17 protein-coding genes are annotated in these 16099 nt (G+C 48.9%); 8 read left to right on the top strand and 9 right to left on the bottom strand.

All coding sequences use genetic code 11. The annotated features are described in order from the left end of the window. Positions 1–19 precede the first annotated feature (19 nt). Both uvrB and ACI0FR_RS08855 read right to left on the bottom strand, forming a co-directional pair. The gene (gene uvrB, locus ACI0FR_RS08860; RefSeq protein WP_374831628.1) at positions 20–2797 is read right to left on the bottom strand and encodes an excinuclease ABC subunit UvrB; all 2778 of its coding nucleotides are present in this window, start codon (positions 2795–2797) and stop codon (positions 20–22) included. A 113-nt stretch (positions 2798–2910) separates the two neighbouring features. Next, positions 2911–3471 (bottom strand): SH3 domain-containing protein, encoded by a 561-nt coding sequence (locus tag ACI0FR_RS08855; protein ID WP_374831626.1) that lies wholly within the window; start codon positions 3469–3471, stop codon positions 2911–2913. 160 nt (positions 3472–3631) lie between these two features. Here ACI0FR_RS08855 and ACI0FR_RS08850 point away from each other — a divergent pair, with 160 nt between their 5' ends. Further along, complete coding sequence (locus ACI0FR_RS08850) at positions 3632–4030, top strand: acyl-CoA thioesterase (RefSeq protein WP_374831624.1); 399 nt, start codon at positions 3632–3634, stop codon at positions 4028–4030. 17 nt (positions 4031–4047) lie between these two features. Here ACI0FR_RS08850 and ACI0FR_RS08845 read toward each other — a convergent pair whose 3' ends face one another. After that, positions 4048–4263, bottom strand: coding sequence for a hypothetical protein (locus ACI0FR_RS08845; RefSeq protein ID WP_461667936.1), 216 nt, complete (start codon positions 4261–4263; stop codon positions 4048–4050). Between the two features lie 58 nt (positions 4264–4321). On the opposite strand from ACI0FR_RS08845, the gene ACI0FR_RS08840 reads away from it, so the two are divergent. Continuing rightward, on the top strand, positions 4322–4672 hold the full coding sequence (locus ACI0FR_RS08840; RefSeq protein ID WP_374831620.1) for a DMT family protein: 351 nt from the start codon (positions 4322–4324) through the stop codon (positions 4670–4672). Here ACI0FR_RS08840 and ACI0FR_RS08835 read toward each other — a convergent pair. The 4 genes from ACI0FR_RS08835 to ACI0FR_RS08820 form a co-directional block, all read right to left on the bottom strand. Further along, on the bottom strand, positions 4662–5558 hold the full coding sequence (locus ACI0FR_RS08835; RefSeq protein WP_404906182.1) for a DMT family transporter: 897 nt from the start codon (positions 5556–5558) through the stop codon (positions 4662–4664). The genes ACI0FR_RS08840 and ACI0FR_RS08835 overlap by 11 nt on opposite strands. A 261-nt stretch (positions 5559–5819) precedes the next feature. Continuing rightward, complete coding sequence (locus tag ACI0FR_RS08830) at positions 5820–6317, bottom strand: RidA family protein (RefSeq protein ID WP_374831618.1); 498 nt, start codon at positions 6315–6317, stop codon at positions 5820–5822. A 110-nt stretch (positions 6318–6427) separates the two neighbouring features. Next, positions 6428–6847 carry a c-type cytochrome gene (locus ACI0FR_RS08825; protein WP_374831616.1) on the bottom strand — a complete coding sequence of 140 codons (420 nt, stop codon included), beginning with the start codon at positions 6845–6847 and terminating at the stop codon, positions 6428–6430. Positions 6848–6894: 47 nt separating this feature from the next. After that, complete coding sequence (locus ACI0FR_RS08820) at positions 6895–8496, bottom strand: flavin monoamine oxidase family protein (RefSeq protein WP_374831614.1); 1602 nt, start codon at positions 8494–8496, stop codon at positions 6895–6897. Positions 8497–9327: 831 nt separating this feature from the next. On the opposite strand from ACI0FR_RS08820, the gene greA reads away from it, so the two are divergent. The 3 genes from greA to ACI0FR_RS08805 all read left to right on the top strand — a co-directional run bounded on the left by greA (position 9328) and on the right by ACI0FR_RS08805 (position 11581). Continuing rightward, positions 9328–9801 (top strand): transcription elongation factor GreA, encoded by a 474-nt coding sequence (gene greA / locus ACI0FR_RS08815; protein ID WP_374831610.1) that lies wholly within the window; start codon positions 9328–9330, stop codon positions 9799–9801. A 14-nt stretch (positions 9802–9815) separates the two neighbouring features. After that, complete coding sequence (locus ACI0FR_RS08810) at positions 9816–10871, top strand: glycosyltransferase family 4 protein (protein ID WP_404906088.1); 1056 nt, start codon at positions 9816–9818, stop codon at positions 10869–10871. A gap of 212 nt (positions 10872–11083) precedes the next feature. Further along, entirely contained in the window at positions 11084–11581 is a 498-nt protein-coding gene (locus ACI0FR_RS08805) for a BA14K family protein (RefSeq protein ID WP_404906089.1), read from the top strand. A 59-nt stretch (positions 11582–11640) separates the two neighbouring features. On the opposite strand, the gene ACI0FR_RS08800 is transcribed toward ACI0FR_RS08805, so the two are convergent. Continuing rightward, positions 11641–12282, bottom strand: coding sequence for an MBL fold metallo-hydrolase (locus ACI0FR_RS08800; protein ID WP_404906090.1), 642 nt, complete (start codon positions 12280–12282; stop codon positions 11641–11643). Positions 12283–12532: 250 nt separating this feature from the next. After that, a complete protein-coding gene (locus ACI0FR_RS08795) occupies positions 12533–12814 on the bottom strand; it encodes a hypothetical protein (RefSeq protein WP_374831602.1) in 282 nt (93 codons plus the stop codon). A 321-nt stretch (positions 12815–13135) separates the two neighbouring features. Between ACI0FR_RS08795 and ACI0FR_RS08790 the strand changes: the two genes are divergently transcribed. The 3 genes from ACI0FR_RS08790 to ACI0FR_RS08780 all read left to right on the top strand — a co-directional run bounded on the left by ACI0FR_RS08790 (position 13136) and on the right by ACI0FR_RS08780 (position 15844). Next, entirely contained in the window at positions 13136–13690 is a 555-nt protein-coding gene (locus ACI0FR_RS08790; protein WP_374831600.1) for a MarR family winged helix-turn-helix transcriptional regulator, read from the top strand. A 36-nt stretch (positions 13691–13726) separates the two neighbouring features. Next, the gene (locus ACI0FR_RS08785; RefSeq protein ID WP_374831598.1) at positions 13727–14431 is read left to right on the top strand and encodes a response regulator; all 705 of its coding nucleotides are present in this window, start codon (positions 13727–13729) and stop codon (positions 14429–14431) included. Positions 14432–14503: 72 nt separating this feature from the next. Then, entirely contained in the window at positions 14504–15844 is a 1341-nt protein-coding gene (locus ACI0FR_RS08780; protein WP_374831596.1) for an ATP-binding protein, read from the top strand. Positions 15845–16099: the final 255 nt, after the last annotated feature.

The raw sequence follows: 16099 nt of genomic DNA, 5'->3' as shown, positions 1-16099 counted from the left end.
TGCCGCAAACTGAACAACTTTAACGACCCGGCCTGCCAGTTTTACCCGGACGACGTTTTTTACGTGCCATTTCGCCCGCATCTTCATAAGAGCCTATACCAATGCGGCCACGTTTGATAAATTCTCCGTCATCAACCGGTACTGCACCCGTATGACGCGGTTTGGCAGTGTCGGTGCCCGGCCCCATATCATCAAGTGACGGCTTTTGGAACAAACTCTTTTCAGGTACATCATCAACGGTGCGGTGTAGTTTGCGCCCGGCATTGTGGCGTCCTTTGGTGCGCCCCGTCACCGGACTTTCCAGTTCCACTTCACGCGCCATCGGATCATCTGAAATCGCCAGTTCGGTCTCGCGCAGGCGTTTCAACTCATCACGCAGGCGCGCCGCTGTTTCAAAGTCAAGATCAGACGCCGCCGTCCGCATTTCTTTTTCCAAATGCTCCATATGCGCTGCCAGATTGTTGCCGACCAAAGCTCCTTCTTCGGCAAAGCCGGAAAGATTGGCACGTACGTGATCCTGCTCGTAAACGGAATTGAGAATATCAGTAATATTCTTACGCACACTGGCCGGTGTGATGCCGTTGGCTTCGTTATAAGCCACCTGCTTGGCACGACGGCGCGTCGTTTCTTCCATCGCACGGCTCATCGAGCCGGTGATCTTGTCCGCATAAAGAATGACCTTGCCGTCAACGTTACGCGCCGCACGGCCGATAGTCTGGACAAGCGATGTTTCAGAGCGCAGGAAGCCTTCCTTGTCGGCATCCAGAATAGCCACAAAGCCACATTCGGGAATGTCGAGACCTTCACGCAGCAAGTTGATACCGATCAGCACATCGAAAGCACCAAGACGTAAGTCACGAATGATCTCGATACGTTCAAGCGTATCAATATCGGAGTGCATATAGCGAACGCGCACACCCTGCTCATGCAGATATTCGGTCAGATCTTCAGCCATACGCTTGGTGAGTACTGTCACCAATGTACGGTAGCCTTGCTTGGCGGTTGCGCGAATTTCGCCCAGTACATCGTCAACCTGACTTTTTGCCGGACGCACTTCCACTGGCGGATCAATCAGACCGGTCGGACGAATGACCTGCTCGGCGAAGACACCGCCCGCCTCCTCCATTTCCCATTTACCAGGCGTTGCCGAAACAGCCACAGTTTGCGGGCGCATTGCATCCCATTCTTCAAACCGTAACGGGCGGTTATCCAAACAAGATGGCAGCCGGAAACCATATTCTGCCAATGTCGCTTTACGTCTGAAGTCACCTCGATACATGCCGCCGATTTGCGGAATGGTCACATGGCTTTCATCAATAAAGACAAGCGCATTATCCGGAATATATTCAAACAAGGTCGGAGGCGGCTCTCCTGGTTTGCGACCCGTCAAGTAACGGGAATAGTTTTCAATTCCCGCACAAACGCCGGTTGCTTCCAGCATTTCCAGATCAAAAGTGGTGCGCTGCTCCAAGCGCTGCGCTTCCAGCAATCGCCCTGCTCTCGTCAGTTCTTCCAAACGATCATGCAGTTCTGATTTGATCGATTTAATCGCCTGATTAAGTGTTGGCCGCGGCGTTACATAGTGCGAATTTGCATAAATTTTGACCGATTGCAGGTCGCCGGTTTTTTGCCCGGTCAGCGGGTCAAATTCGGTAATGGTTTCAATCTCGTCGCCGAACATCGAAATACGCCAAGCGCTGTCTTCCAAGTGGGCAGGAAAAATTTCAATCGTATCGCCGCGCACACGAAAAGAACCACGGACAAAATTGATATCCTGCCGTTTATATTGCTGGGCGACCAGATCGGCAAGCAATTGGCGTTGATCCAGCCTGTCACCAATCTTCATCTCGAAAGTCATTGCGGTATAGGTTTCAACCGAGCCGATACCGTAAATACAAGAAACCGACGCAACGATAATACAGTCATCGCGTTCCAGCAGCGAACGGGTCGCCGCATGGCGCATCCGGTCGATCTGCTCGTTGATCGATGATTCCTTTTCAATAAATGTATCAGAGCGCGGCACATAGGCTTCCGGCTGATAATAATCATAATAGGATACGAAATATTCGACCGCATTATTCGGGAAGAAGCTTTTGAACTCACCATAAAGCTGGGCAGCCAATGTCTTGTTCGGCGCTAAAATGAGCGCCGGCCGCTGCGTTTCTTGAATAACCTGCGCCATGGTGAAAGTTTTACCCGAACCCGTCACACCAAGCAGCACCTGCGTGCGATCACCATCCTGCAAGCCTGCAACCAAATCTTTGATCGCTGTCGGCTGATCACCGGAAGGAGTGAATTCGGTCTCCAGCTTGATCGCCAGACCACCTTCAGACTTCGCAGGTCTGACAGGTCGGTGTGGTGTCCATAATTCACCGTTTTTAAACAACGGGTTACCGGACTCAATCAAGTCAGACAATGCCTGCACGGTTGCGGTGGCACCTGAAGTTGCGATCTTATCGGCATCTTCCAGTGCCACATCAAGCCCCGAAACCGGATTGAGCCCCGCAGCCGCACGCTCTTTGGCTGTTGCGGCCGTACCGATTGAGGTCCCGCGCGATGTCCGCGCTGAATTAATCTTGGTATTATCGGCCTTCTTCGCCGGCTTTTTAGTCGCTTTCTTCACAGGCTTTGCAACCGCATCCTGCTCGGCTGCATCACTGATTTCCTTTACCCAATCAGAAATCGACGCGCTGAATGGCGCACCTGACAATGATGGCTGCGGTGCTTCGGCAAAACCTGAAACACTGTTTTCAGTGTCCTGTTCAGGAAACGGTGGCTTGTCTTTTGAAGAGGTCATGATGCTAATATGGCGATCTCGCTGAGGAAAGAAAAGAGCATGACGCGAAATTGCCCCATGCCCTTAGCCTATATAGTACATTACCAGAACATCCGGATCAAACCAAGCAAAAATCAGTTGGAGCGATGCGGGCGCGGACGAGCGTGATTACCATGCGGACGCCCCGGTTTTTGCCAATGCGGGCGGTTTGGTCTGTTTGGCCTGTCCCAGTTCGGACGCCCGGGACGATTATGATTCCAATTCGGACGATTTGGACGATGCGGACGGTTCCAATTCGGACGATCATAATAACGATCACGGTAATAACGGTCATTACGACTATTGATCGCCGAACCAATGACTACACCTGCAATCAGCGGAATTCCGATCGCTGCTGCATTATTGGAAAAATTATTCGACTGGTAATTGCCCGATGAGCCAACACGTGTTGCCAAATAACGCGATGACGCCCAACCATGCAACCCGCCATAACGCACCTGACACCAGCCATAACCACTGGTACAGCCGTTAACATCCACGCGTGCGCCATTGGGGATCGCACCCAATGTCCGGTATTTAGTACCCGGTCCGGTACGTACATTTAAATCAGCCGTAACAATTGCATTGGCTGCCTGCGCAGCACCTGCTGCAAGTAGACCAACTGCAAGAAAAGCAGTTCTTAATAGAGTTTTCATGGGGCAGCTCCTGTTCAAGCTATAAATGGATAACGCATGAAAGGGCTTCTCCGTTCCCTCGTCATCAGCACTTTATCATATGAGATAAAAATAGAAGTGGGAATTGTCTTCATTAAGGCTTAAATCCATCACCACATGATTTAATTATCCGGAGTGCAAAATGACTGAAACTGCCACCCCAAAAGGCATATTGACCATAAGAACTCAGGCCATGCCGTGCGATGCAAATGCTGCTGGCGATATTTTCGGCGGTTGGGTTATGGCACAAATGGACTTGGCTTGCGGTATTCGTGCCGCAGAACGTGCAGGCGGACGTGTTGTTACCGCAGCAGTGCGCGAAATGTCTTTTGCCAAACCCGTCAAGGTTGGTGACACTTTATGCATCTATACAGACATCGTTAAAGTCGGACGCACATCGGTTACGCTCAAGGTTGAAACATGGGCACAACGTTATTTGTCACAGCAGATGGATCTGGTTACACATGGTGAATTTGTCATGGTGGCATTGGATAGTGATGGCAAACCGACACCTGTCGGCGATGACCCTGCAAACGCCTGAGCCATACAGATAAAGCACTATTTACAAGAATTATGGGTCTGGCAGCGCGATAGTCTGAGACTTTCAATATCCTGCTCTTCTGCCAGACCCAGAATATCCGGCTCAGCGGTTGCTGCTGCATGACGAAATGGCGCGGCTTCATTCACACGCACGGTTTCTTTAGGCATCACGCGCAACGGATCACCGGCTCTGTTGTGCTGTGTGCAACCTGCCACCAGCAAAACTGACATCACTGCAAAACATATCCATACCGGTCTCATCAGACCTGACGTTTCTTCGGGATAAACTGAAATGGCGTTTCTCACCTCTCCTGCAATCCTTCCCATTGTTCTGCTTGTCATATCCAATGTTTTTATGACCACCGCGTGGTACGGTCACTTAAAATTTCCGCAAGCCTCGCTCATTACAGTTATTTTCGTCAGTTGGGGTATTGCACTGGCAGAATATAGTCTGGCAGTACCAGCCAACCGGATCGGATCGACTGTTTACACAACCGCTCAACTGAAAACAATTCAGGAAGTGATCACACTCATTATCTTCGCCCTGTTTTCAGTGTTCTATCTGAAAGAAGCTTTCAGCTGGAACTATCTGATCGGCTTTGCACTGATTGCACTCGGCGCATCCTTCATCTTCAAGGCGTGAGGGTGATCGGACGTCTTCGTGCAACCAGCATCGGTATAATTTCAACGGCCAGCATTGAGATGAAAATCAATGCGCAACCGACGAGCCCCGCAAAAGACAGACGTTCACTCAGGAAAATCGCACCAAACAATGCGGCAAAAAGTGCCTCGGAGGAGAGAAAAATCGCAGCCTGTGGCGGCGTGGTATAACGCTGCCCAATGGCCTGCAAGGTGAAGGCGACACCGGATGAAAACACACCGGTAAACAGCAATTGCTTCCATGTGGCACCAACAGCCGACCAATCCACCTCGCCTAATGCAAAGGCAAAAATAAAGCCGACGACGCCGCAAGTTGCAAATTGCACCACGCTTAAGGTAATCGGGCGTCCGGTACGGTTCGCCTGCCCAATCAGCAGCACCTGCAGCGCCCAGAAAAACGCACCGAACATCACCAGCCAATCACCTTGCTTCAATGCGCTTAACTCGCCACCCGACAAAAGATAAATACCAGCCAATGCCGCTAAAGAACATGGCCAGATAATACCATGCGGCCATGCGCGAAAAATCAGCACGCCCAGAACCGGCACCAAAATCAAATAAAGGCCGGTCAGGAAACCGGCATTGGTGACTGATGTTGTCTGCAAACCAATTTGCTGGGCGGCAAGTCCGATAAATAACACAAGCCCAATGGCCGCAAAGAAAAAATAATCACGACGGCTAAGACGTTTTCTGACCCTTTTTCCTTCCGCCATTGCCATCGGCAGAATACTGAAGCTCGCAATAACAGAACGTACCGCAATAAACATAAACGGTCCGATACTTGCCATGGCGGTGGACTGGGCAACAAACCCCATTCCCCAAATCATACCGGCGAGCAAAAGAAGGAAATTGGCCTGAAGGCGTGACATTTTAAAACCTGCAAGAGCTGGAAAGACCTGAATAGCAACTCTATTCACTGCCATCAGCTATAGCCATAGTTCAACCAATTCAGCAAGTCTTGGTAGATATAATCACCTGTTCACTCTTGCTGAAGTTGCAGTATATATAACTGCAATCAACAAAAAAGCCGCTCTTTTGAGCGGCTTTCTTCACGTGCAAGCAACAAGCTTATTCACTTAATCCGAATAGCAGTTCGCCTGATCAATCATCAGCCAACCGTCAATCAAGAATTATGGGCGAACAGCGGTCACTTCGATTTCAACCAACCATGCCGGGCTTGCAAGTGCTGCAACCTGCATAACTGAACGTGATGGCAGGTTAGGCTGCGCTTCGGTACCGAAGAACTGGGTATAACCTTCCATGAAACCAGCAAAGTCCATCTTGCCGTCCTTTTCCGGATCGCCAACAAGGAAAACCTGCATTTTGACAACATCGCTCATTTTCAGATCAAGCGAAGCCAATGATTTTTCAATTGACTTGAAAACAGTTTCGGTTTGCGATTTTGTATCGCCATAAGCAGCAATAGTGTTCTTGTCTGCTTTTTCATCGACAACAGTCGGAACGGCACCGCTCAGGTAAACGGTCGTCTTTCCAGCCGGTACTTCTACTGCCTGAGCAATCGGGAAATTTGAACCCGGTGTCTTATGACGAATAACATCTTGAGCAAAAGCCTGACCTGAAAGCATAACGCCTAAAGCGCAAACTGCAGCAGCTGTCAAATTCTTCATGGATATTTCCTTATATCGATTTACACTGCGATAAGCTTGATAAAAAGTGGCGAGAAAATGGCCGGAACGAACAGATGCCGTGTTATACACACGGCATCTGCGTTTTATCATTAACGGTTATCCGCAACATCCTGAGCTGTGACAGGCTCTTGGTAGTCGTTGCCGAAATTGGTACGGATATATGTCACAACGGCAGCAATCTGCTCGTCATTCATCATCTTGCCAACTGGCGGCATGCCCTTCAAACCGTTCAAAAGAACGTAGATCGGGTAGCTTGCTTCTTCCAAAGTTTCATTTTTGGCCAAAGCAGGGTAATGGCCTGCACCTACTGCACCTTTGCCCTCTGCCATATGGCAAGCCTGACAAACGGTTTCATAAAGTTCCTGACCGGTCTGGGCTGCAAAAGTGTTGCTGGTGCTCAAACCAGCACCGGCAGAATCTGCCAGAGCGGCTGGAGCAGCTACGCCAAGAATGGCAGCTGCGGTAGCAGCCAGCGCCAATGGGCGAACCATAAGAGAAATATGTTTCATTTGAATGTTCCTTTCATCGAGCCGAAGAAAAGCTAAAGGGAAACCCCTTAACCTTTGATCACGCGCTCATGAAGTCTGGTGATTGCATCAAGTGACGAAAGGATCGCACCTTCCTGCCAGCCAGGGATGTAAGAGCAATGCTCGCCTGCAAGCACAACGCGACCGTCGATTTTGCAGAGATTCTGATAATGCTCTTCGCGCATTTCATCAGTCCAGTCACCGGCACAACCTAATGTGTACGGGCTGCGATGCCATGCCCATGTCACACCGTTTTCAAATTCTTCCTTGTACTGAGGATGAATTTCTGCACCATATTCAACAGCTTTCGCAACGCGATCAGCAGGTGACAGGGATGTGAACTCGTATGAGTTTGGACCATTCCAGGTGTAACCACCGAGCAGAACGCCCTTGCCACCCATGTTGTAATTGGTGCTTGGATATGAAATCTGGCGAATCGGCAGATTGGTGAAGCTGATACCACCGAAAATGTGCTCGTCTTCTTCCCAGAAACGGCGTTTGAACTGCAAGCCGAACTTGACGGAAGAAACGTATGGAACAGCGGCAATTGCAGCCTTCATTTCAGTGCCGAGATTGGTTTCGATCTGGGCAAGAATCGGCAGAGGAATGGTGCAGATACACCAGTCAGCGCTTTCTTCTTTCATAGTACCAGGATTTTCAACATCTTCATAAGTGACGGTTACGCCCTTATCATTCTGCTGGATCTTGGTGACCTTGCACTTGTAGGTGATGAGATCGCCCACTTCTTTGGCAAATGCTTGACCGATCACGCCCATACCGCCAACCGGCTGGAACATGGTTGTCTGGAATTCGTAATTGGTGAAATTACTCAAAAACTTCCACAGACCCGAGCGCAGCAGCTCTTCCATTTTGTATGGTTCGCTTGGAACCGGCTTGGCACCCACACCGCCACCTGGATCTTTATCGTAACCACGGAATTCTGCGGTATGCATGCTCTTCACATAGTCGAAGTTTTCATCGAGCACACCCCAAGAGCGCATGGCTTCAAGCAGGATTTCCTGATCTTCTTTGGTGACGATATCGTCAAGACCACCCTTCTTGGTTGCTTTTGCAAGCAGACCCGCAGAATGGCTCTGAAAATCGATCTTCACATCGCGAACGCGCTGTGGCTTACCGCCAAAAGCTTCGGTTGAATGCAGGAATGCATTGTAGTTCAGCTGCTGGAACGGCTCCAGCTTGACGCCGAGACGCTTACAATAATCCAGCAGTGCATGGTGATGGTAAGGAATACGCCAAGGGCCCAAGTTAATGTACTGGTCTTTGTCGAATTCACATGTCTGGGTTGTTCCATCAATTTCGGTAAACTTGTCACCACCATGAACAGTCCAGTTACGACCGCCCGGACGATCATTATATTCGAGGATCTTAACCTTGTAACCAGCCTGACGCATTTCGAGCGCTGCAGTCATACCTGCAAGACCTGCTCCCAGAATCAAAACTGTTGCACCCTTTGGGTCACCGTCAAGTTTAACCGGTCCCTTATAACCGGATTCAGCGGCATGACCAAGACTTGTCATTGCCTGATACATCACCGCACCACCGGCTGTAGCGCCGATCAGCGAGAGTAAATCCCGGCGTGTAAAATTCGAAAACGCTTTTGTGCGATTCATTGTTAAAGTTCCTCTTCACTATCCGATAACCATAATTCAGTATCGACATCGGTGAGACCTTATAGCCCCCACAGAACCCCCATAACTAGTATTAGTCCAAATACAGTCAAATAAAAATTATTTATGATGACAATCAATTTTAGTAATATATTGCGGACAAAAGATTATATTTAGAAAATAATTGTAAATGCAAGCATAAACAATAGCTCTACTTAAGTAGAACTTACCAAGCAGTGCTTTAAAGCTAAATTTTTCAAACCAACGCGGTGGCTGGATTTACAGCTCAGCCAATTTAAACATGAGGGTTTTACACTACTATTGTAATGTAACCAGCTCACACCATAATGCCGTAAAAAGAACTGTTTGACAATTGCCCGCTAAAAATTGGTAGTATGCCTTTATCAATTCCGTGTGAATTAGCAAGTCCTGTTACAAATTCAAAAGCAAAAAACGTAAAAATAAACAAAACCCGCTACCACAAGCAGAGATTTAAGTTTAAGCGTCTGTCTACATGATAATAATGCCAGCATAGCAAACCGCCATGTCTGACATGACAGCCTTATTTCAGCTCTCCGAAGCCGTAAAAAAGCCTTTAGATGAGAATGTTTCGGGAAAAGTTTATTTTCCGCGTGAAAAGCCTGCAACAAATGCTATACTCTCGCAAAGATGAGAAATAGACGGTACCGAAGATCGGCCTTCGGTCACCGTTTTCTTTTTGTCTGCCGTCATGATGTTTAACCGTTTGGCACATAAAGAACTGGCACTTATAAGTGGTCAGCATATGTGCCTCTCGCATAATTTTAGCCTGCTTGGCTCACGAAAGGACAGGGTATGGACAAATTTCCGATGACACCCGGCGGTTTCGAAAAACTGAAAGAAGAATTGCGCACCCGTCAACAGGTGGAACGTCCGAATATTATCCAGGCCATCTCGGAAGCAAGAGCACACGGCGACCTTTCGGAAAATGCCGAATATCATGCTGCTAAAGAAGCGCAAAGCCACAATGAAGGCCGCATTTCCGAACTGGAAGACCTGATTGCCCGCGCCGAAGTTATTGATGTCACCAAATTGAGCGGCGACCGCATTAAATTTGGTGCAACCATCACTTTGATTGATGAAGAAACGGAAGCTGAAAAGATCTACCAGATCGTTGGTGATCAGGAAGCGGACGTCAAACAAGGGCGTATTTCCATCTCATCCCCGATTGCACGCGCGCTGATCGGCAAAGGCGAAGGCGATACGATCGAAGTGAACGCTCCTGGCGGCTCACGTTCTTATGAAATCCTGAGTTTCAAGTTCGTCTAAGAGCTTAAAAGTAGATGCAGGTTCCCGTCAGGCAAACAGAAGTGATCGCGCCCAACTTCAAAAAGCGCTTATCCGGTGTCACCTCCACCATTGTTCAGCTCATCCCACTGCAAAAGCGCGAAGGGCTGAATATTGCCACGATGGGCCCCGGATTGCCTGATGATCTGCCACATCTGAAATGGACGGCCATCTTCTCCTTCTGGAGCAAGCCGGAAAACCGTCCGTTTCGCATCTGGCATGCAAGACGCAATATTGAAATGATTGCCGGTATCCTCATGCGTGATGTGCTGCGGATGAAATTACGTCTTGTTTTTACCTCCGCCGCACAACGCGATCATAAACCCTTCACCAAATGGCTGATCCGCCGGATGAATGCGGTGATTGCCACCAGTGCTCGTTCGGGCAGCTTTTTGAAAGTGCCGCACACCGTCATTATGCATGGTGTTGATTTGGAGCGCTTTCATCCGCCTGTCGGCCAAGAGGATGATTTTGCGGCTTCCGGCCTGACCGGTAAATACGCCATTGGTTGCTTCGGCCGCGTACGGCATCAAAAGGGCACCGACCTTTTTGTCGATGCTATGATCAAACTGTTGCCGGATTATCCGCAATGGACAGCCGTCATTACCGGTCGCACTACCTCAGAACATCAAGGCTTTGAAAACGACCTGAAAACACGCATTGCCGAGGCAGGCCTACAAGATCGCATTTTGATTTTGGGTGAAGTGCCCGATATTCGCGTTTGGTATCGCCGTCTTACACTTTATGTTGCACCATCGCGCAATGAAGGTTTCGGTCTCACGCCATTGGAGGCCATGGCTTCCAAAACCGCGGTCGTGGCAAGCAATGCCGGTGCCTATGCCGAAATGATTATCGAGGGCAAAACCGGTTCGATTGCGCCAGCAGGTGATGGCGATGCTTTAAGAGAAGCGATCCGCCCTTATTTGGCATCGCCTGAAATGGCGAAAGAGCATGCTGAAGCAGCACTGCTGAACACCCAAAAATATTTCCCGCTGCAACGCGAAGCGGCTTCCATACGTGAAGTCTATGAGCAGGTTTTCGCGCAAAGATAATTCTTTTTACATTCCCTCTCCATCTCGGCTGGTGGTTATTCAACCATAGCTGTGCTCGTTTTTGCACAAATTCGAGCGTTTGAATTTCGTTCAGCTTCCATTCATGCAGCATTGTTTATCAATGCATCATCAGCTGCCAATGTGCAGTGACACGAATTCAGTCCCTCCCGCCTGAGTTCACAGCAAAAGTTTACTCCCGAAGGAGAAGCAGAATGAACAAATTTTTGAGGACCGCAATTTTAGGCCTTGCCGCAGCAGCAGCCGTTGCAGCCCCGATCAGCACTGCATCCGCCGATTCATGGCGTGGCAATGGTGGCTGGAACAGTGGTCGTCATGGTGGCTGGAATGGCGGCCCTAATGACTGGAACAGACCGCGCCCGAACTATGATCGCCCACGCAAGCGCGACAGAAGCGATGCGATTGCTGCTGGTGTCATTGGTCTGGCAGCAGGCGCAATCATTGTCGGCGCCCTGTCCCAGCCAAGCACCCCAAGCTATGCACCGCCTCCGCCACCGCGCGTTTATTATCCGCCGCAACCTGCCTACAACGCCTATCCGGCAGCTCCGGCTCCAGTGCAATATCGCGGCGGCGCTCAGCCTTGGTCACAAGCCTGGTACAATTACTGTTCGCAGAAGTTTCGTTCTTTCAACCCGAAAACCGGCACTTACCGCGGCTATGATGGTGCCGACCATTTCTGCGTTGCCAACTAAACCCAATAAAAAAGCCCCCGAACTCCACCGTTCAGGGGCTTTTTTTCTATCTGTTGCACTCAAACAAGAAATGGATTGCCGCGACGCTCATCACCAAATCGGCTGCCCGGCCCATGACCACATAAGAAGCCGATCTCATCGCCAAGCGGCAGCAATTTGTTTTTAATTGAACTGATCAGGGCATCATGATCACCACCAGGTAAATCTGTTCGACCGACAGAGCCATTAAACAACACGTCACCCACCAGCGCGAAAGATGCCGCTTTATTATAAAAAACCACATGCCCCGGCGAATGCCCCGGACAATGGAAGACTTCAAAATCATGACCGGAAAACGACACATGATCGCCTTCGTTCAACCATTTGTCTGAAGCAAGATTGCGCATTTTATCCGGCAAATTATAGCGCGCAGCGGAGCTTTCGACATTAGCCATCAGCTCTTTATCATCGATATGCGGACCGATGATATCAACGTTCAGCGCTTCTTTCAGATCAAGCGCCCCGCCGACATGATCAAGATGCCCGTGGGTGAGCCAAATGGCTTCCACATCAACATTATGGGCTTTAACAGCTTCAGCAATACGATCAGCATTGCCACCGGGATCAATCACAACACCTTTTATGGTTTCGCTGTCAAACAGCAAAGTACAGTTTTGCTGGAATGCCGTCACCGGTATGATTATTGCCTGTAGTTGCCCCAAAACCTGCTCCGTTATTTTTAAAAGCCATATCCACAAATATGCCGCCTCTGCAATACAAACAAGGCATTACCGACATCGAACAGTCATTAAAACATAAAAAAAACCGATCACTTTCATGACCGGTTGTAAATCAAACATATAGCCAACAGAATATAAGGCAGCCGAAATACCAAGACTGCCTTATTAAACATTTCCGGCTCAAATGATCACATTGAGCGCCCGCGATAGTACGGCATACTCCGGATGTTTTTTATGCTCTATTGGCGGTTGCGTTTTTGATCATACCGATGATTGCGGTCAAAACAATACCGCCGACACCACCACCGGCAAGTTGCCCGATTGTGCCATTCAGAAAAGAATCAAGGCTGCCATTGTTCAACAGCGGCAATAATTGTCCCAAAATGACACCGCCGATACCACCGGCAACTGTATTACCTGTTGTACCGAGACTCAAATTCTTGACAGCGCCGGCAATATTGCCACCAACTGCACCTGAAACTAATTGTAACACGATAGGCAGAAGAGCTTCCATGACGTATCCTTCCATCAAGGTTTTGCATGAGATTCAAGGTTCCAGCATCTTGATGATCATCAGAAAGCCAATAATGTCAAATAAATTACGATTCATTTACTCATAAAAAAGCATTAACCACAGTCTTTACTGGCAAACATACATATAAAATCTGTTTATCATTTTTGTAAAATGAGTAATTAACAATCGGGTAACATAATAATAAAACAGGATGAATAACGTTTTTACCATTCACAGGAATAGCCACGCATGAGTGGCCTGCGTCATTGAAATCATTTGCACATACTGACATATTCATAACCGTATGACCGGAGCCATGATGTGAATTCTGAAAACATAACTGCCTCAGTTGAGACCCCGCTTTCTGCACGTGAGGCAGACAATCTCGATATTATCGAACTTTTGTTCTTCTCTTATCGTGATTTTACCGCTGATCCGGATCTCATCCTTGAGAAAATCGGCTTTGGTCGCGCGCATCACCGCGTACTTTACTTCATCAATCGTAAACCCGGCATGACGGTCGCGGAACTTTTGGAGTTGTTGCGCATCACCAAACAAAGCTTGTCACGGGTTCTCAAACAATTGATTGATACAGGCCACGTGGTGCAAATCACAGCTGCTCATGACAGACGTCACCGGAAACTTTACCCGACTGAGGCGGGCCGTACTTTGACATTATCGCTGGCAACGCCCCAGTCTCACCGCATTGCCAAGGCACTGGAAAATTGTTCGGAAGAAGAGCGCCATATTATTGAACGCTTTCTCTATAAAATGGTAAACTCCGAGCAACGCGCCCAGATCGACAGTTTTGATCCTGCAGATTATGGTAACGTGACGGAACGTCCCTTTGTAAAAAACGGTATTACCTCATCTTGATACCTGATAAAGATAATTTAAAATATGGAGTGCGCTATGCTCGTTGAAGATCAACTTATCTCAGATGATGCACCGCACCTGCTGGTTGTTGATGATGATACCCGCATCCGCAGCCTGCTTTCACAGTTTCTGACTACCAGCGGTTTTCGCGTCACAATGGCTGCGAGTGCCGCTGAAGCGCGGCGTAAGCTGGAAGGCATTGATTTCGACCTGCTCATACTCGATGTGATGATGCCGGGCGAAACTGGCGTTTCGCTGACCCGCTCATTGCGTGAGAAAAAAACCGTTCCCATTCTGATGCTGACAGCATTATCGGAAACCGACAGCCGCATTGATGGTCTGGCGGCCGGTGCCGATGATTATTTGCCAAAACCGTTTGATCCGCGCGAATTGCTACTGCGCATCAATAATATTCTGCGACGCGGTGCGCCTGCGCTGCAACCAAAAATCGAGCAAATTGTCTTTGGCCCTTACACATTCTTCATTCCGCGCCGTGAATTAAAAAAAGGCAGCGAGGTGATCAAACTCACCGACCGTGAACGCGATATTATGGCAATCTTTGCGGAGCGCGCCGGTGACACTGTACCGCGCCACGAACTGACAGGTACAGAAGGCGAAGTAGGTGAGCGCACTATTGACGTGCAGATCAACCGCCTGCGCCGTAAAATCGAACAAGATCCGGCCAATCCGATCTGGCTACAAACTGTGCGCGGCATCGGCTACAAGCTGAGTATCGAATAAGCCTGCCGGTTTTACAATTTAACAAGATCAGAACGAAAAGGGATAAAATTTGGCGACTGAGGCTTTCAGACCATGACACACCCTTGGAAGGCTCTGAAACACTGGTTCAGCACGTGGGTTCCAAAAGGTCTCTATGCGCGCTCGCTGATCATTATCATCGCGCCGATGGTGCTGTTGCAGTCGGTAGTGGCGTTTGTCTTCATGGAACGCCACTGGCAAATGGTCACCGAGCGTCTTTCAACGGCGGTTGTGCGCGATATTTCCGCTATCATTGATCTGCTTGAAACCTATCCGCAAGAAGCCGATTATGAAAATGTCATCCGCATCGCCCAGCAGCGTTTAGCGCTCAATATTTCCATTTTGCCGCCTGATCCGCTGCCAGCACCAAGCCCGAAACCATTCTTTTCCATTCTTGATTATTTTTTGAGCGAAGAAATCACCCGTCAGATCAATCGGCCATTCTGGATTGATACAGTCGGCGATTCCGATCTGGTTGAAATTCGTATTAAACTTGAAAATAATGTCTTGCGCGTTTTTGCACGGCGCTCTCAAGCCTATGCCTCCAATACCGGAATTTTCCTCACATGGATGGTCGGCACAGCGCTGGTACTGCTGACAATCGCAATTTTCTTCCTGCGTAATCAGATCAAGCCAATCCAGCAACTGGCAGATGCCGCCGAAAGCTTTGGTAAGGGCCGCGCCATGCCCGAAGGCTTCAAACCGCAAGGGGCGGAGGAAGTGCGCAAAGCCGGTATTGCTTTTATCCAGATGCGTGAGCGTATCGAGCGCCAGATCGAGCAGCGCACTGCCATGCTGAGCGGGGTCAGCCATGACCTGCGCACCATCCTGACACGCTTTAAATTGCAGCTGGCTCTAGCTGGAAATTCACTGGATACAGAGCCGCTCAATCAGGATATCACCGACATGCAAACCATGCTGGAGGGTTATCTGGCTTTTGCGCGTGGGGAAGGTTCAGAAGAAACGTCTGTCCTTGATCTGCAGATCTTGTTCGACCGGCTTAAACATGACAGCACTTTGCGCGGCAAGGATTTAACAGCCAGTATCGACGGCGCTCCGGAAGTAAAAGTCCGCCCAAATGATTTCTCCCGACTGGTGTCCAATCTCGTTTCTAATGCCTTGCGATACGCGCATAAAGTAGAGGTACAGGCTCGTCATAAGGATGGTTTCTTGGAAATCACGGTTGATGATAACGGCTCAGGCATTCCGGAAGAAAGCCGCGAAGATGTGTTTAAGCCGTTTGTGCGTCTTGATGCAGCGCGTAATCAGGATGCAGGCGGAACCGGCCTTGGCCTTGCCATTGCACGCGATATTGCGCGTAGCCACGGCGGTGACATCACATTGCATGACAGCCCGCTCGGGGGCTTGCGTGCAGTCATTCAAATTCCGGCATAATAAGCGGCATAAAAGCCAGCAACTTATTGTAATTTATAATTATTTTTAAAAATGTTAATTCTCAAAAATAGGAAATTAAACATGAATTTTGCAAAATATTTTTTATTATATTAGATAATTGGGCTTCTAGCTTTAACATCTTTATCTGTTGTCAGAGCAGCTGAGACACCCGTCCAACCATGTATTGATTGCGGCACACCGACTGGTGGCGTTTATACGGCTCCCAATACAGATTTACCTCTTTATCCTGATTGT

Origin of the sequence: Paenochrobactrum sp. BZR 201-1 (assembly GCF_044987585.2) — a bacterium.
In the GTDB taxonomy this organism is placed as follows: Bacteria; Pseudomonadota; Alphaproteobacteria; order Rhizobiales; family Rhizobiaceae; genus Paenochrobactrum; species Paenochrobactrum pullorum.
The sequence above is the reverse complement of the archived record's forward strand: the minus strand, read 5'-3'. Positions and strand labels throughout refer to the sequence as shown.

Excerpts from the sequence above, each read along its gene's own strand:
- uvrB (WP_374831628.1), bottom strand. The coding sequence starts at position 2,797 with ATGACCTCTTCAAAAGACAAGCCACCGTTTCCTGAACAGGACACTGAA.
- ACI0FR_RS08855 (WP_374831626.1), bottom strand. The coding sequence starts at position 3,471 with ATGAAAACTCTATTAAGAACTGCTTTTCTTGCAGTTGGTCTACTTGCA.
- ACI0FR_RS08850 (WP_374831624.1), top strand. The coding sequence starts at position 3,632 with ATGACTGAAACTGCCACCCCAAAAGGCATATTGACCATAAGAACTCAG.
- ACI0FR_RS08840 (WP_374831620.1), top strand. The coding sequence starts at position 4,322 with ATGGCGTTTCTCACCTCTCCTGCAATCCTTCCCATTGTTCTGCTTGTC.
- ACI0FR_RS08835 (WP_404906182.1), bottom strand. The coding sequence starts at position 5,558 with ATGTCACGCCTTCAGGCCAATTTCCTTCTTTTGCTCGCCGGTATGATT.
- ACI0FR_RS08830 (WP_374831618.1), bottom strand. The coding sequence starts at position 6,317 with ATGAAGAATTTGACAGCTGCTGCAGTTTGCGCTTTAGGCGTTATGCTT.
- ACI0FR_RS08825 (WP_374831616.1), bottom strand. The coding sequence starts at position 6,847 with ATGAAACATATTTCTCTTATGGTTCGCCCATTGGCGCTGGCTGCTACC.
- ACI0FR_RS08820 (WP_374831614.1), bottom strand. The coding sequence starts at position 8,496 with ATGAATCGCACAAAAGCGTTTTCGAATTTTACACGCCGGGATTTACTC.
- greA (WP_374831610.1), top strand. The coding sequence starts at position 9,328 with ATGGACAAATTTCCGATGACACCCGGCGGTTTCGAAAAACTGAAAGAA.
- ACI0FR_RS08810 (WP_404906088.1), top strand. The coding sequence starts at position 9,816 with ATGCAGGTTCCCGTCAGGCAAACAGAAGTGATCGCGCCCAACTTCAAA.
- ACI0FR_RS08805 (WP_404906089.1), top strand. The coding sequence starts at position 11,084 with ATGAACAAATTTTTGAGGACCGCAATTTTAGGCCTTGCCGCAGCAGCA.
- ACI0FR_RS08795 (WP_374831602.1), bottom strand. The coding sequence starts at position 12,814 with ATGGAAGCTCTTCTGCCTATCGTGTTACAATTAGTTTCAGGTGCAGTT.
- ACI0FR_RS08785 (WP_374831598.1), top strand. The coding sequence starts at position 13,727 with ATGCTCGTTGAAGATCAACTTATCTCAGATGATGCACCGCACCTGCTG.
- ACI0FR_RS08780 (WP_374831596.1), top strand. The coding sequence starts at position 14,504 with ATGACACACCCTTGGAAGGCTCTGAAACACTGGTTCAGCACGTGGGTT.